The sequence below is a fragment of the Thiocapsa marina 5811 genome, assembly GCF_000223985.1.
GTDB classification, from domain to species: Bacteria; Pseudomonadota; Gammaproteobacteria; order Chromatiales; family Chromatiaceae; genus Thiocapsa; species Thiocapsa marina.
This window is the reverse complement of the sequence record NZ_AFWV01000005.1, coordinates 44,902-61,246: the sequence shown is the minus strand read 5'-3', so window position 1 is coordinate 61,246 and position 16,345 is coordinate 44,902. Positions and strand designations below refer to the sequence as shown.

9 protein-coding genes are annotated in these 16,345 nt (G+C 63.4%); 1 reads left to right on the top strand and 8 read right to left on the bottom strand.

Annotated elements, in window-relative coordinates; all coding sequences use genetic code 11:
- Positions 1–4 precede the first annotated feature (4 nt).
- On the bottom strand, positions 5–2,803 hold the full coding sequence (locus THIMADRAFT_RS08095; RefSeq protein ID WP_007192516.1) for an Eco57I restriction-modification methylase domain-containing protein: 2,799 nt from the start codon (positions 2,801–2,803) through the stop codon (positions 5–7).
- Positions 2,800–6,003: a DISARM system SNF2-like helicase DrmD gene (drmD, locus tag THIMADRAFT_RS08090; RefSeq protein WP_007192515.1), complete on the bottom strand. Its 3,204-nt coding sequence runs from the start codon at positions 6,001–6,003 to the stop codon at positions 2,800–2,802. Before drmD ends, THIMADRAFT_RS08095 begins: the two co-directional genes overlap by 4 nt.
- A gap of 220 nt (positions 6,004–6,223) precedes the next feature.
- Here drmD and recD2 point away from each other — a divergent pair, with 220 nt between their 5' ends.
- Positions 6,224–8,407 (top strand): SF1B family DNA helicase RecD2, encoded by a 2,184-nt coding sequence (gene recD2 / locus THIMADRAFT_RS08085; protein WP_007192514.1) that lies wholly within the window; start codon positions 6,224–6,226, stop codon positions 8,405–8,407.
- A 313-nt stretch (positions 8,408–8,720) separates the two neighbouring features.
- Here the strand turns inward: recD2 and THIMADRAFT_RS08080 are convergent, their stop codons facing one another.
- The 6 genes from THIMADRAFT_RS08080 to THIMADRAFT_RS08055 form a co-directional block, all read right to left on the bottom strand.
- A complete protein-coding gene (locus THIMADRAFT_RS08080; protein WP_233490217.1) occupies positions 8,721–10,325 on the bottom strand; it encodes an RNA-directed DNA polymerase in 1,605 nt (534 codons plus the stop codon).
- A gap of 1,033 nt (positions 10,326–11,358) precedes the next feature.
- A complete protein-coding gene (locus THIMADRAFT_RS27040) occupies positions 11,359–12,354 on the bottom strand; it encodes a hypothetical protein (protein ID WP_007192512.1) in 996 nt (331 codons plus the stop codon).
- 8 nt (positions 12,355–12,362) lie between these two features.
- Entirely contained in the window at positions 12,363–13,472 is a 1,110-nt protein-coding gene (locus THIMADRAFT_RS08070) for an AAA family ATPase (RefSeq protein WP_199484225.1), read from the bottom strand.
- A gap of 8 nt (positions 13,473–13,480) precedes the next feature.
- Positions 13,481–14,704, bottom strand: coding sequence for a DUF262 domain-containing protein (locus THIMADRAFT_RS08065; RefSeq protein WP_199484224.1), 1,224 nt, complete (start codon positions 14,702–14,704; stop codon positions 13,481–13,483).
- A gap of 672 nt (positions 14,705–15,376) precedes the next feature.
- Positions 15,377–15,577, bottom strand: coding sequence for a hypothetical protein (locus tag THIMADRAFT_RS26275; protein WP_139052753.1), 201 nt, complete (start codon positions 15,575–15,577; stop codon positions 15,377–15,379).
- Positions 15,578–15,619: 42 nt separating this feature from the next.
- Complete coding sequence (locus THIMADRAFT_RS08055; protein ID WP_007192508.1) at positions 15,620–16,327, bottom strand: ParM/StbA family protein; 708 nt, start codon at positions 16,325–16,327, stop codon at positions 15,620–15,622.
- Positions 16,328–16,345: the final 18 nt, after the last annotated feature.

The following is a 16,345-nucleotide window of genomic DNA, read 5'->3' as shown; positions in this document are numbered from 1 at the left end:
CGGTTTAATTCCACGAATCCGCATCGAATGCGGCTCGATTGAATACGCTGGCCCCGGCCCGCCATTCAGGGCGAGGTGCCGGGGCGGGAAAAAACGGGGTTTTCGGTCGAGCACTAATTATAACCTCTTTAAGCAACCCGAAATAATCGTCACCAAGGGTCTGGCCGATCCTCTTTCCCCCAAGAAATGGTGGATTACCGACAAAGGCGTCGAACCCTTTGTTTCCTATAATTTCAGGAAACACCAAGGCCCATTGGAGGGTACTTCGCCCAACGAGCAACTGACTGGAAAAGTCCTGCAATTCTGGCAGTCCATCAGCCCAATATGCCATCACGTTATCTGCCGAATGCTCCCGCTCGGCGTCGTACGCGTGCCCTTTTAAGCCTTTCAGTTCTACCGCCACCAGAACATCCGCCGCCGCATTAAGCTTAGCCACCGCCTCCTCCGCCTCGACATAGAGCGCCGCCTTGGCCACGATCTGCTCTCGAGTATCGGACGGCATGGCCTCCAGCGCCTCACGTTTCCTCTTGGCCTCCTCGATATGCCGCCACAGGTTCAGGGTGGAGAACGCCATCTGCTTGCCGCCACCGGGACGCAGGCTAAAGTTCTCCAGCTGTTCCAGCGAGGTAATGCCCAGCAACGAATCCCCGCACTTGAACGCATGATCCAGAAAGGTAAACGGCCGGTTCTTGTCCATCGTGATGAGCCACAACGAGAGCTTGGCCATCTCCACTGCCATCGGGTTGATGTCGACGCCGTAAAGGCAGCGGTCGGCCACCACGCGGCGGGCGATGGCGATGCGCTCGGCCGCATCCGCCGGCACCAGGCGCTCGCTCGGAGCACCCTCTGAGAACTGACCATCCGGGCTGACGAGGATCTGGCCGGGATGTTGGCGCTCTGCGTTCTCCCAGGCTTCCACCAAGCGTTCAGCCAGATAACGGCAGGCTTGCACCAGGAAGGCACCGGAGCCCATCGCCATGTCGCAGATCTTGAGCGCCAGGATCTCCTTGGGTGACTTGAGCCGCCACTGATCGCGGGGCCAGCCCTCGGCGGGGCCTTCGTAGACCAGCGGCTCCAGGGTGTGCTGGACGATGGGCTCGGTGAGCGAGGGCGGGGTGTAGTGGGTGCCGGTACTGCGGCGGTTGGTGCCCGCAGTGACATAAACGCTGCCGGGCAGCACCACGAACGGGCGCTCGAAGGAGTCGTCGCGGATCAGGCCGACAAAGGGCTGCAGGCGGGCGACCAGGGTCTCGTCCTGATCGCAGGCCAGGTGCAGCCGATGGGCGTCGAGCAGGCCGCCTTCGCCCAGCTCACGACGCAGGGCCGCAACGGAGCGGCCGGTCTCGTCTTTGAGAAAGTCGATGAGCTTGTCTTCGCCCCGGGCCAGCCGGGACTCCAGCTCGGCCAGCGCGATCTCCGGTTCCTTCTTGCGCGTCCCTTTGATACCCAGAACGGGCTCGGCGGCGCGTACTGCGGCGTGGTCGAGCAGGCCCTCGTAGACATGGCCGATCTGCTCCACGCCGAGCGCCCGGAAGGAGACGCGCCGGGTCTCGTAGCCGCCCTGGCCCGCGCCGCCGGCCTTGGTGCGCAGCCGTTGCAGCGAGTTCAGCAGATGCAGCACGACCCGGTTGTTGATCGCCAGGGGGTCGGCGGTGGTATGGCGCCAGCGGGTGCCCGCGGCGCGTCCTTCGAGGAAAGGGTAGCGGTCGGGATCGAACAGGGAACCGCCGTAGGCCGGCATCAGCAGATCCTGGTGCTGGAGACCGCCATGCACGGCGCGGAAGGTGGCGAGCAGCCGTACCCAGGCATCGGTGCGGCGCTCCAGCACCTCCTCCCCGGAACGGTCTGCGACCTCCTGCAACTGTTCCTGCAGAGTGGAGACGGCGTAGTTGTCGTCGTACAGCGGCTTGCCCAAATGGAGCAGCCCGCGCTCTTCGGCGGAGAAGAGGAAGACCATCCGCATCATGATGGTCAGGGCGGCGTCGTATTGGTCGCCGGGGTCGACACCTTTGAGCAGGGTCCGGCCGCTGTCCTTGTCCAGTGCATCGAAGGACTGCACCAGCACCTCGACCGCCTCGCGCACCTGATAGCCGAGTTGGTCGGTGACCTCCTGCTGATCCTCCGCGCTCGCCTTGAGCAGGGCCGACAGGGTGCTGTCCGCGGCCACCCCGAGCAGGCGGCGCACGCCGAGCAGGGAATGGAAAGCACACAGCGTCAGCGGCTCGTCCAACCAGAGGGCAGCGTACCAGGAGGCGTAGCCGCTGGTCTCGCCGCGCGGGGCATAGACCAGCATCCACTGCTCGCCGTTGGTGACCAGCCCCACGGACACGTTGGCCCCGTGGAGCAACTCCATCATCCGGGTAGCGGGGGTGGCCTTCCAGTGCCTGCCGATGACGGGGCGATCCAGGGCCTGTTCGGCGGGGTAGCTGGCGATGAGGATCTGCGCCTGACCGGCCGTGTCGCTGCCCGCGGAACCGAGGAGCGCGAAGTCCGGACGCAGAGTCTCGCCCAACTCAGGCATGTTGGCTTCCAGACCCGCAGGCAGGGTCTGGCCCTCCGCGAGTTGTCCAGCCGGATAGCCGAGTAGCTGGGTAAGGACGTGCAGCACCCAGGCGCGTTGCTGACCGGGCGCGCTCGGGTGGTCCTGCCAGGTCTCGTAGGCGGCGCGCAGGGCCTTGGCCTGGACCGGGTCGCGCGGCTCCAGCCCCTGCGGGAAGGTGCGCAGCAGCACCGGCAGGGAGACGAAGGGGCCGGAGACCTCAACCAGGGACAGCCATTCGGCGTGGTGGCGGGTGACGCTCATGGCCGACCTCCGGTGATGGCAAGCACTGCCTTGCGCGGGATGAGCCAGGTGACGGCGACCGGAAAGAGGCGGGCACTAGGGTTCGCGAAGCGGGCGCGGATATGGTCGGATTCGCGCTGGATCTCGTCCGGGATCTCTTTGAGACGGCGGCGCAGCGCTGCCAGATCGCGCTCGCGCTGCTGCTGGCCGGGCTCGTCGCCGCCCAGATCGAGCAGGAGCTGGGGGCCGTCCTTGCGGTCCAGCTCGGCCTGGATGGCACGGTGCAGCTCGGTCATCACGGCCTTGAGCTTGTTCGCTTCCTTCTCGGCCAGATCGTCGAGGTTCTTTTCCAGGTTCTTGGTGCGCTCGACCCGGCGAGCTTCCAGCGCGGCCAGCAGGGCGTCGCGGTGTTTGGGCCAAAGGGCCTGGAAGCGTTCCTCGATGGCCGGCGACGCGGGGGTGTCGGTCGCTGCGGCGAGCGCTGCCTTGGTGTCACCGACGTTGAGACGGCTCAAGCGCCCCTCGATGAGCGCGCCGCCGGCATGGATGATCTCCTCGTGCAGCCTGTGGTTGTCGCCGCCCAGCACGATGATGCGCCCGTGGGCGATGACCACGGGGTGAGTCAGCGCCGAATCGTCCACCACGCACGCCGAGACGCGGGACAGGCGCTTGGCGCGCGCGTCCCCTTGACCTCCCAAAGACCAAATCTCGGCACGCAGTAGACGCAGGCACATCTGGACCAGACGGTGGTTGAGATGCGCCAGGACGACATCGTCGCGGCCCGTGGCCAGTGCGGCGTCGAAAACGATGGGGCGCATCCTCTTGGTGTGCGGGTGTGCGAGCCCGTCGGCACACTGCGCCCAACTGTTGGCGAGCGCCGGTAGCCGGAAAACCGGGCAGGTCTTGCGCAGACCGGTGGGGTCAGGCCAGAGGCCGGGGACTTCGGCCGGGATCAGGGCGGGTTGACCGGCCAGGTCCAGGCCGACGCGAACCACGTTCTCGATGTGCTCGGGGGTGAGGTTCAGCTCGTGTTGGGTGTCGTTGAGCTGGGCGGCGAGCTTTTCCAGTTGCTCGCGCAGCTTGCGCTCGAACTTGAGCATGCGGCGTACCGGCTCGGCCTCCTGCTCGGCCCGCGAGGTGTCGAGATGGAGACGACGGCCGAGCATGGCCTCTTCGACCTGGCGTGCGATCACGGGGCCGACCTTCCCGAGATCTTCGCGAATCGTCTCGACCTTGAGCGCCGCGCGCATCAGGAATTCGAGATCGTCTTCCAGCTCCGCGGGCTTGTCCGAGATCTGCGCGGTCTCGAAGCCGCGGCCGACGAAGTGGTGGATCTGCACCTCGGCGGCCTTTTGGCCGTGCCGATCCACCCGGCCGTTGCGTTGCTCCATGCGGTTGGGGTTCCAGGGGATCTCGAAGTGGATCAGCCGCGAGCAGTGGTTCTGCAGATTGACACCCTCGGAGGCGGCATCGGTGGCGAGCAGGATGCGCACGGCAGATTCCTTCGGGTGGGCCTGGAAGGCGGCCTTGATCGGCTCGCGCCGATCGTTGGGCATACCGCCGAAGATCATCTCCAGCCGGCCCTCTTCCGCAAAGCCTTCGCGGGCCAGCAGGTCATACAACCAGTTCTGGGTGGCGCGGTACTCGGTGAAGATGATGACGCGCGCCTGGTTCCACTGGCCGCCGGGGCGCAGGGTGTCCTTCAGCCAGTCGATGAGGGTCCGGGCCTTGCTGTCGGGGCGCAGACTGGTTTTGGCGGCGTAGGCGCTGAGCTGTCGCAGCAGTGCCTGTTCTTCGGCGGAGATCGGCGAGAGGGCCTGACTGACGGAACCGACAACCTCGCCGGTTTCAAGCTCGTACGCCTCATCGTCGGCGTAATCGTCGGAGAAATCCTCGATGTCGCGGGCGACCGCGGCGGTGCTCGCGGCTGCTCGGCGGCCGACGCTGGCGATGTGCTTTTCCAGTGTGATCCCGAAGGCGGCAGGCGAGGAGAACAGGCGCTTCTTGAGCAGCTTGAGGACGAACTCGGCGGCCATGCGCTCGCCGTCGGAGGTGGCCTGTTTGAGACGCAGCGCGGAATAGGTCTGCAAGGCGCGGTGGGCTTGGCGTTCCTCCTCGGTGTAGGGCACCTCCAGGTGTTTGACGACCCGTTCGGCAAAGCGCCGGCTGCCGTCCCAGCGCAGTTTCAGCTCCGACTTCATCCGCCGGACCATGACGGCATCCAATTGATTGCGGTCGGGTGTGACGGCACGGGCGAACCGCTGGCTGTCGAGCAGCTCCAGCAGGGCGGCAAAGCTCTCGCTGTAACCGTTGTGCGGGGTGGCGGAGAGGAACAGCTTGTGCTCGAAGTGCGGGGCCAGCAGGCGAATGGCCAGGGTGCGCATGGAGTCGGTGGCGTACTTGCCGCGCCCGGAGGGGGCCACGTTGTGGGCCTCGTCGACGATCAGCAGATCATAGGCCCGCGGGTAAGCGGACTGCTCGCCGGCCGGCAGGGTCTCGCGCAAAGCGCGCAGGGGGCGCTCTCGTTTGAGGTAGTCGATGGAGGTGATCAGGCGCGGGAAGTGGGACCAGGGGTTGACGTGGATGCCACGCTTACGGCGGAGCTGGCTGATGCTCTCGCTGTCGACGATGCGGAACTCCAAGCCGAACTTGTCGCGCATCTCCTCTTTCCACTGCACTTGCAGCGAGGACGGGCAGACGATCAGCACCGAGCGAACACGGTGGCGAAGGATCATCTCCTGGACCACCAGGCCGGCCTCGATGGTCTTGCCGAGCCCGACGTCGTCGGCGATCAGCAGGTTGACCCGCGGCATGGATAAGGCGCGCACGACCGGATCGAGCTGGTACTCGTCCACCTCGATACCGCTGCGGAAGGGGGATTGCAGGGCCTTGTCGTCGGCCTGCGAGACGGCGCCCCAGCGCACCGCGTCGAGGAACGCCTGGAGGCGCTTGGGGTGATCGAAGGTGTCGGGATCAGGGAGCATGGACTTCTCATGCACCGCGGTCCCCGGCTCCAGCTCCCAGATGACCTGAAGCTCCTCGCCGAGACCGTCGTCCTCGACCGAAGACAGTCGAATCAGGTTCGTGCGCCTGACGGCGTCACCGCCGATGCCGGGCGCGGCGGGAATGATCTCGGTGACGACGAAAGGTCGCTTGCGAACGATGGCGAGCTGACCAACGACGGGTACCGGCAACATGGTCTCTTCCTTTGCCAAGTACATGGCGCGTTTTCCACTAACATACCATCAAGTCTAAATCAAAACGCATGCGCAGGTCCTTGGCCATTCGCCGATCTCGGCCTATGCTGCGCCCTCCTCCACTTCAATCGGCATTGTCGAATGAGGGTATCCCGATCCGGCCCGGATCGGGTATTGAGAACGCCATCGGCATCGTGCGAGACACACCGACACCGCCCCCCAGTCAAAACAGGTCCGCAGCATCGTGACCGCGCCGTTGTCGACAGGCGCCCCGACCGAGCCGCTCAGCGGTGCCGTCGAGCGCGTCACCTACCACAGCCCGGAGAGCTGCTTCTGCGTGCTGCGGGTGCAGGTGCGCGGTCAACGCGATCTGGTCACCCTGATCGGCTCCGCGGCCAGCGTCTCCCCCGGCGAGCATCTCGAAGCCGAGGGGCATTGGGTCAACGACCGCCAGCACGGGCTGCAGTACAAGGCGACCAACCTGCGGATCGTCCCGCCGCGCAGCCTGGAGGGGATCGAGCGCTATCTCGGCTCGGGGATGGTCAAGGGCATCGGGCCGCACTTCGCCCGCATCCTGGTTGCGGCCTTCGGCGAAGATGTCTTCACCGTCATCGAGGAGACCCCGGAGCGCTTGCTCGCACTGCCGGGGATCGGTCCCAAACGCCAACAGCGGGTGACCTCGGCCTGGGCCGAGCAGAAGGTGATCCGCGAGATCATGGTCTTTCTGCAATCCCACGGGGTCGGCACGGCGCGCGCGGTGCGCATCTACAAGACCTACGGGGACACCGCGGTCGAGAAGGTCCGCGAGAATCCCTATCGTCTGGCGCTCGACATCTGGGGCATCGGCTTCAAGACCGCGGATGCAATCGCCGAGCGCCTCGGCATCGCGCGCGATGCGCCGATCCGGGCACAGGCCGGGGTGCGGCATGTGCTCCAGGAGCTCTCGACCGAAGGCCACTGCGCCGCCTGGCGGGATGACCTGAGCGCGCAGGCCGCGCGTCTCTTGGAGATCCCCGCCCCGATCATCGCGGCGGCGATCGACAGCGAGCTGGCCGAGGAGCGCCTGGTCGCCGAGACGATCGAGGACCGTCCTGCCCTGTTTCTTGCGCCCCTGCAGCGCGCCGAGCGCGGGGTCGCCGGTCATCTGCGCCGGCTCGCGCAGGATCCGCCGCCCTGGGGTCGGATCGACGCCGAGAAGGCCCTGCCCTGGGTCGAGACACGCACCGGGCAGGTGCTCTCGGCCTCCCAGCGCACCGCGGTCGCGACGGTGCTCGAGGCCAAGGTGGCCATCATCACGGGCGGCCCGGGAGTGGGCAAGACCACGGTGGTCAACAGCCTGCTGCGGATCCTCGCGGCCAAGGGTGTGGAGGTCCTCCTGTGCGCCCCGACCGGGCGTGCCGCCAAGCGGCTCTCCGAGTCGACCGGGCGGGAGGCCAAGACCATCCATCGGCTGCTCGAATTCGACCCGCAGGTGATGGGCTTCAAGCGTGATGCCGAGCATCCGCTGGAGGCGGATCTGGTGGTGGTCGACGAGACCTCGATGGTCGACATCGTGCTGATGAATCAGTTGCTGCGCGCCGTGCCGAGCTTTGCGGCGCTGCTCCTGGTCGGGGATGTCGATCAGCTCCCCTCGGTCGGACCCGGTGCGGTGCTCGCCGACCTGATCGCCTCCGGCACCCTGCCGACCCTGCGCCTGACCGAGATCTTCCGCCAGGCCGCCGCCTCGCGGATCATCGTCAACGCCCATCGCATCAACGCCGGTCACCTGCCCGAGGCGGCGGCTCCGGACGGCCTGAACAGCGACTTTCATCTGATCCGGGTCGACACCCCGGAGGCGATTCACGATCGGCTGCTGCGGGTGGTGACCGAGCGCATCCCGGCACGCTACGGTCTGGATCCGGTGCGCGACATCCAGGTGCTGACCCCGATGAACCGCGGCGGTCTCGGGGCGCGGGCGCTCAACGTCGCCCTGCAGGCGGCGTTGAACCCGGAGGCCCAGCCGCGCATCGAGCGCTTCGGCTGGACCTACGCCCCGGGCGACAAGGTCATCCAGCTGGTGAACGACTACGACAAGGAGGTGTTCAACGGCGACATCGGGCGGATCCGCACGATCGATCTCGAGGAAGGGATCCTGACCATCGACTTCGACGGGCGCCCCGTCAGCTACGAGACCGGCGAGCTCGACGCCCTTGCACTCGCCTACGCCACCAGCGTGCACAAGGCCCAGGGCTCGGAGTACCCGGCGGTGGTCATCCCGCTGGCGACCCAGCATTACACCTTGCTGCAGCGCAACCTGCTTTACACCGCGGTGACCCGCGGCAAGCGGTTGGTGGTGCTGATCGCCCAGCCCAAGTCGCTCGCCATGGCGGTGAAGCAGACCGGGGCCGGGCGGTTGACGCGGTTGCGGGAGCGGCTAGGGAACGGGTGAGGTGGTTGACCAGATCAAGGAACCCCGGAGCATGCGATCACCTGTGCGTCTCCTGGACGATCGAGCGATCAGGCGCGCCGATCCGGTCCAGGACTGCGGGGCGGCTGCATTCGGCAAAAACCTTACGCCCGGCCAAGACGCTCCAAGGGCAGGAAGACGCGCGTTGGAGACTCCCACGGCTGCTGATGCCACCGATCACTTCACGCCGGGAGGGGCAGATTCGTCGCGTTTGTTGCTGAAGGGAAGGCCCCAGGTTGCGGAAACTCGGATCTCGCCAACGTCCGAGGTCGGTGGAGCTTCGCTCATTCGAGCGTCAAAGCACTTCGTCATCCTCGTCCGCAATTGGACTGCCATAGATGTCTCCGTCGTCGTCCTCATAGTCGAATACGTCATCTAGGTCATCCATCTCAAGAAGCTCCGCGACAGTCTGAGCGTTGTGCTTCTTAAGTGCATCGGGTTTCGGCGCAAACAGGGGCGTCAGCTTTGCCGCATCGTTGTAAAATCGCACGTCAAGCTTACGAAGTTCTTCGAAGTGTTCGTTTTCTCGAATGTGGGTGTCCGACATACCTCCCCAGCCACGCACACCAGCTTCATAGCTCAGCATCCATAGATCCTCCCATAAGGCTTCGGAGCGCTCGAAGTTTCGCCATCGAGTCGGCGCCGGCAATTTGGGGAGCTGGCCAGTGGCTGCAAGATCAAGAAGGATCAGAACGCAGATGGAAGAATTCATTTCTGCGACGAGGTCCACGCTCTGCGGTGAAAGGGTTAGCCCGAGTTCCTTGCACATCCAGAGACTCCAAGTCACTTCACTGTGATGCTCAAGGGGTGCGTGCTCTTGAATTAGTGCGTTCACGAGGCGGGACAGGCGGCGCTTGTCAATGGTATAGCCGATGCTGGAATAAGTTGACAGCAGGCGGGCAATAGACTGAAGAGCGACTGGGTGCGACGTCGCAGCCAAGCAAAGTTGCGCCTCAAACGCGGGCCAGTTTTCCTTGCGTACGATGATAGAGCCAGCGCGACGCAGCGCATAGACCAATACGCTCCCGTCCCTGTGACTTCTGGCAAGTTCACGGGCGAGCTCAAAGTAGTGATTGAAGTCGTTTCGCTGCTTTTGGCCTCTGTGCGCTATAGCAAAGCTCCTCAACTTGTGCGTCCACCCATCCTCATCTAATTCTTCAGTCTTGCAAATTCTGGTCTTGTCAAAGTTGATTTGAAGTTCGAAGTCCTTGAGGCACCGTACAAGCTGGGCTAGCGCTGACTCTGCTGCAGAGTAGTTTTCGAAGAAGAAGTAATAGTCATCCACATACCGAAAGCCAGCAGGCGTTGCGCCTAGCCTCTTGCCAAGCTCGACGTCTATTGCGGTTGCGATGCACTCCGCAATGATGTGTGAAGTGTCCGGTCCGATGGGAAGACCAAACGTTTGCTCGTCTTGGCACTGTCGGACAACAAGGTCAAGCAGGTTCCCGTAGTACGTCGGCGTGATGTCCCTGTTCTTCTTCGAAATCGCCTTGCCGTGCAGGGCCCACGGGATGGAGTGCGTGTAGATTGTGGGAAAAAATCTGGATATGTCAGTGCGGAGCACATACCTGAATCCGGCTCCCTGCGAGAGCCTCCGCTCGTAAAGAGATTGCATTGACGGAAGCGCCGCCGCGCGCGTCGTGTCACGGCGAAATCGCGGGTGACTTGCGCTGATCTTGGAGCGGCGGAAGTGGCGGACTATGTCTGCCCAGTTGGCGACGAGAGCGCGACAAAGGTACGCCTGTGCGACCGGGTTTGGAACACTGGTTGCCCGCCGCTGGTGTCCTGCGCGCGCGACACTAAAGACCTCTGCCTTCGTAGGTGGTGACTTAGGCACTTTGACGCCACGCGCGGCGGGTGGCAGTCCATCCCAGACTGCTAGCACGGTCAGGTGACGCATCGCGAGATCAGCGGTAGTGAATGCGGGCGGCAGTTGGGAGGGGAGAAACCCTAAACGTAGGAGTCGTTCTACGCGGTCCATGTTCGAAGTCCTCCTTATTGGCGGCATGAAAACTTGCCTGTTATGGGCCGAAATTGACACGCCTGATTCGACGGAATCCTTAGTTATTCCGCTAGACGGATTCACTAATTGTTACACTACACAGACTCTGTCTAGCACCTTCTCTCGCTGACATTGGTCAGCGCCCGCTGTCCCTGCGATTGCGGACGCCGACCGACGAATCACCGGTGTCCGGCATTGGACGAAGGTACCGTTCAGCGATCTAAACCAGGAGACTACAAGACGCGCTTTAGGGTCATCCACGACGCTGATACTGGGGCGCGCGCTAACGACCCAAGCCGGCCAGTCCCGGTAGACCGCCAGGCGTCCGTTCCGGAACCAGAAACAGCCGCCCCGACTCTGCGATTGCGCGGCTGAGCCCGGCAGCCCGCCCGGCCCCTCTCGCTCAATTCACTCCCCTTGCACCTTCACAGGGTAGTACGGGCTTTGTTTCAACCAGTCCAACTCGACCTTCAGTCGACCATTCGCGGTTTAAGGGCGCTCAACGTCGTCGGTGGCGCCCGCTGTCTTTTCCCCGTGCTTGGTCGCAAACTGCGTCTCGGCCTGCTCTTGGATCGTCGCTTCCACTGACCCACCTGCGCCGGGTGAACACCCATACTTCGGACCGATCTCGTTGATCCTCTTCGCCACGCGGGTCATCTCCAGCCCGACCCACGCCTTGAACGCACTGTTTAACTCTTACGCTTCGATTCGGCAGTGCTCATAACGCCGGCCACTGCGATGATTCTGCGCTGTAGGGTGGACAAGCGAAGCGCAGTCCACCAGCGCCGGCGCGGGGTTCGGTGGACTTCGCTCCCGCTCGTCCACCCTACCTGCCGCGATTATGAACGTCGCCCTTCGATTCACCCAATCTCTCTCGGCCGCTTTCGGTTAGGCGCAAGGCAACGCTATTGTCCGGTTCTCGGCATCCACTTTACGGAAGCGGAAGGTGTTCGTGAAATATCGCGACGACAAGTTTGTCTTCTGACTCGGATACCGGAGGATGTAGATGCACGCGGTTGCGGTCGCCGCGCAGCTTCGCGTGCCACTCGCAATAAAGCGTTCTGCCTCCAAAAACGCGCTCTCGGGCCTCCCGGCACGTTTTGTCCCGCCGTACGTCCAATGCCTCCGGCGCCACCACGATACCGTAGGTATTGAATCGCTGCTGGATGAGCTTCGCGGATGGGTCGCCGGTCCTGGTCGGCACCTCATCCTCTTCGCGGATCGCCGGCGGCGGCGCGGTAAACGCCCAATGGCCGTGGTCATCCAGCACGGCCAGAAGTTCCCGAAGCGGCTCGCGTACTCCCGAGTACCCGCCAGCAAAGTCGCCGAGGCCGCGCCAGATTCCATCGACGAAACAGAGATCCGGGAAGGCATGTGTTGCCAAACGTTCCAGAGTAGCCTCGCAGTCGTGTTCCACGTCCATCGCCGCCCGGAAAAAAGCACGGTGCCCCGACTCGTCGATGACCCAATGTACATTCGCGATGCAGGCGGCAGTCACCGTTGGATGCACGCCCGCGCGTCGTAGCCCGAGACAAGCCACTGCATGCCCCGAGCGAACGCTGTGGTGCGCCCATGCCACGTCGGGATTGTCGGACGGCTGAGAACCCGATACAGATATCTCCGTATGCTCCGGTATGCCCTCTGGCCAGGCTTCCTCGTCCAGATAAAGGGGCGCCCGACCGAGCATGGCGGCAAGCTCCTGGCGCAATTCTGGTGGCAAATCGACCGGGCACTCGGGCCCCCAAAGCTCCCAAACGCTCAGACCCCAGAGCACCGATCGAGTCTGAAGATCGTCCCCAATCCAAACCCGCTCCCGACGCCCTTGGGCGATAGTCACCCGGTCAAGCAATCGCCCGAGCGCTATCTCGATCTCGGCCGCCGACCACCCGTCGAACTGCCACTCGGCCCCGTCGATTACGAACGCCACAAAGCGCCTCAGCGCCGCCGGCGCACGCGGCCGAGGGCGGCCACGTCGATCTGGTACTGGTCGAAGAAACCCGGAGGCCAATCCGAAACACCGCCGCTTGGGGTGAACCGCAACGGGGTGGTCGCGCAGGCATCGTTGTCGTCCGAACCGAAGAAATGGATGATCGCGTCGTTGTGGGATAGAAATGCATGCTCGCCGATCGCCCGCCGAATGCCATTTAGCACGTGGTCGGAGTGCGTCTCGACAACCACTTGAACACCGTGACCCGCGAGCCAGGCGAGGAAGACGCCCATGCGAGACTGCCCAGCCGGATGCAGATGAGCCTCCGGATTTTCAATGAGCAAGAGCCCTCCGCGCAAGGCAATCAGCCCCGCCAGCACGACGGGTAGTGCATAGGACACACCGAACCCCATGTTGGGTGCGCTGACAAACTCACCGCCGGGCGCACCGAAACGTAACGACGCAAACAAACCGTCTGCGTGCGCGACTGTTTCGATTTGGATCGGGCGCACGATCTCCGAGAGCCATGCCTCCAACTCGTACTTCAGAAACGGCACGGCGTCCTCGGACCGATCCGGGTGCAGTCGATCAGCTTGCTCCATCGGGTGACCCCCAAGAGCCGCAAGCACTTGCGCCGAAAACTCGCCGTGCACTCCGACTTCCAACTGCGCATCGGATACCGGTGACGCACGCAATACACTGCGGGGGCCTAGTCTCTCCGCGCCGAGATAGGTAAAGGCCCGGGGCTCTGAATGAATGTCGAAGGCAATCCCTGCAGACGCTTTGGAATCCACGATGTTGAGAAATAGAGCGTCAGGCGCTTGTGCAGGCACCACATAGCGCCAAGTGGCAGGTGATCCACAGAAATCGCCATTTAGCGAAAAGATAATGTCTCCTGTCGACTTGCGATTATGAATATCCTCTGCGGTACCCAGTTCCAAGCAAAACGGCCCACCGTTAAGCTGCACTGTTCCACGCTCTGCGTCCAGCGCGGAACGGCACAGTAGCAATGCCTGAATAACCGAAGTCTTGCCGGTACCGTTAAGGCCGGCCAGCACCACTAGAGGAGCAAAATCAAAGTTGTCATCAGCGAAACGCTTGAAACCGAAGATCTCCATTCGGTGAATCATTGAAGCGCCTCGGCTAGTAACTCGCGCGTTTTGTTGAGCCGCAGATCAATCGCACCTGAATCGCCGGTGCCGACGGTCACAGCCCGAACATAATTGGAATCGCCGAATGCCCCAAGCAACGCTTCTCGAATTCGGTTCGCTCGCGGCTTGAGTTGCTGTAGTTCATAGCCAGAGAAAGCGATGCTCTGCGCCTCGAAAACAGCTCTGTTGATAGGACCCCGACGAAGTGTTTCTGGATTTAGGCGTCGGAAAGCCTCATGTCCGAGGATACCCGCCGCGTTTATCATGCCGCGATTGAAGGCGTCGCTGAGTTCATTAAGATGGCAGTCTGACAACGCAGGCCCATTTGTCGAACGACCGTCGATTCGCCGAGTATATTCGACGAGATAAGCGTCAAGATTCTCGAACTTGCGATACTCGTCCGCCGAAAAATTCCAAAAGGCGCAAAAACGCAGCGCGAACTCTCGATCGGTCATACGCTTGCTGTCGCGGAAACCGCCCGGAGACGCCTGTGTTGATCCGCGATAGAAATAGAAATCAGTGGCTATGTCAAAAGAATTAAGTTGCACCAACTCATGGAGAAACCGGCGCGATCGATCTTTGCTCATCGCATGTCTTATCTCTTGAGCCGACAACGGCTCTCCCAACGTATTGACACGCCCGAAAATATCGTACTTGATCTCGTCGGGGGTCTGGGGCTCGATCACGTGCACCACAATTTGGGTGGTCCGAATCCGGCGCTGCAGTACGGGTGTCAGGTTCGAGTACGTGCGACCGTGCAGCTCACGAAGATATTCGAGGTCGGTTTTATCCAATGTGTGTTGGCCGGCCATAAACAAGCGAATGGTCGTCAGGCGCTGCACGCCGTCGACAACCTGGTAGGTTCCATCGCGGTCCTGATTGAAATAAAACGCTGGAAGAGGGATGCCAAGCAGAACCGACTCGACCAGACGGGTTCGTTGCCGCTGCTTCCAGACGAAGTCTCGCTGAAAGTCGGGTGCCAGATCGATCTCCTTTTCTTCGATCTGGTCCACGACCTCACGCAACGTGAAGTTCTTGGTGGTAATCCGTATCTTATTGGGATCCCATGGCTTTATGGGGGCAGAGTCCGACCGCGTATCCTCCGCGTCCAGATCGTCGAGGGAGTCCGGGAAATCGACAATCGGATCTTGGGCTGACATTTTGGAGCCTTCACTCGGCATCGTAAGCTGGCGCGTCATGTTGCCTTGGGTTTTGGTAGGTTACAAGTACACGAGCCTAGGACAGGGCTCCGCCTGTAACGGTCACCACCGCTCGGCGACAGGGGCGCGCGCCCGCACTCCGGAAGGGTGGCTCGGACGATGCCCGTCAAGCCGATTGTCTTTGCCAACACCGGCGGAGAGTATGTGGATCGAACGGTCTCGTGTCGTGTTCGACGCAACAGACCGCTGCGGAGTGCTTATCGGCTGCTCGCTTGGCGGGCGCCTGTGTCCCAATTTGGCCGTCCAGAGTCGCTCACAGGGTTGACTGCGACAGTCCGCTACGCGTCCGGAGCGGTCGCTCAGGACGTGGCGCCGAGCGGTAGTTCCGAGTCGTCTCCTCGCCCGACCACGTGAACTAGATCGACAGCAATGCCCGCGTACCGGGTCGCCGGCCGAGCTTGACCTTGTCTCCTCAGGTCGCGACAGGGTTGCGGTCTCCGTGGCCCATTCCCGTCGCGAACCCTCCTCGCATTCCACTGGCAACCATAATCCATCGACGGCGAACCAGCAGCCGAGATCGCATGCCGCGTACCCGCTTCGCTCCACGGTAAGGGTTGTGCTCCGGCGGATTATCGTCGCCATCGGCGGCGCTCAGGCTCGACTCGACCTCCCGATGCGCCCCGACTGTAACTTCCGCGGCACCACGCAAACTTACGCCACCTGACGCGGAACCCCGCGATAGAGCCGATCCACCCGGTCCCGGACCCAAGCGGGACGCGCGAGGAGAATGTACGCGAGCAGCACCGACGCAAGGGGGACTGCGAAGGCCGCGGTGTCTATGACGACGATCGGCAGGGCCAGAACCAGACGGTGGCCGAGATGCATGACGACCTCGGGGTTGGCAGGGTTCACGATGCGGGCGGGATTTCGGGCCAACTCCTGCGAGGTCGAGGGTTATTCCATCGGCTGCAGGCCGAACGCGAGATGCCCTGAAACAGCCTTCGGGCACTCGGGATCGGGGCCGACGCTCGGCGTCCGACCCGGCACGGGCTCGCGGTACGGCCGATCCGGACAAGGCGGTTCCGGTGTCCGGCCGGCAGATCCGCGTCGATCGGCGCCGGTCTCGATGCGTTCCAGGATCTCCTCGTCCGTGGCGGTATAGACCAGATCGAGGAAGGCGCCGATCGGCTGCGAAGCAACCCGCACCTCCCCGACCTCAAGGCGCGCCTCGCCGCTGCCGTGCCGCCCGGTCAGGAGGCGCGTCAGGCGCTCCCGACGGCGAGGGTCGCCGGCTTGGGCGACCGGCAACCCGGTCACGACCACGTCGATGGCGCGCTGCCCCGTCAGCCGAAGCGCGGCCAGGGCCAAGGCGTGATAGCTCGGGGTGGCCGGATAGTCTTCGTGCAGCGGGCGCTGCCAGTCATCGAAGCGCTCGGGCTCGATCGCCGCTGCCCGGAGCACGCCGTCCAGATCGACCGGGACCGGCCGATCGGCGGCCGCGCCCGTCGCGCTCCCGGCCTCCTCCTCCGCGCCGATGCGCTCGCCCAGACTCTCCCGCGGAGCGGCCCCGGCCGGGTGCAGGATCAGTCGCTGCAGGTCTCCGCGAGGCCCTGCCGCGATCTTCACATTCGAATAGCCGATATCCAGTCCGACGACGTACATGGCTCCGCCCGTTGGGTT

Coding starts and splice junctions, on each gene's coding strand:
- THIMADRAFT_RS08095 (WP_007192516.1), bottom strand. CDS start 2,803: ATGAGCGTCACCCGCCACCACGCCGAATGGCTGTCCCTGGTTGAGGTC.
- drmD (WP_007192515.1), bottom strand. CDS start 6,003: ATGTACTTGGCAAAGGAAGAGACCATGTTGCCGGTACCCGTCGTTGGT.
- THIMADRAFT_RS08080 (WP_233490217.1), bottom strand. CDS start 10,325: ATGCGTCACCTGACCGTGCTAGCAGTCTGGGATGGACTGCCACCCGCC.
- THIMADRAFT_RS08070 (WP_199484225.1), bottom strand. CDS start 13,472: ATGGAGATCTTCGGTTTCAAGCGTTTCGCTGATGACAACTTTGATTTT.
- THIMADRAFT_RS08065 (WP_199484224.1), bottom strand. CDS start 14,704: ATGACGCGCCAGCTTACGATGCCGAGTGAAGGCTCCAAAATGTCAGCC.
- THIMADRAFT_RS08055 (WP_007192508.1), bottom strand. CDS start 16,327: ATGTACGTCGTCGGACTGGATATCGGCTATTCGAATGTGAAGATCGCG.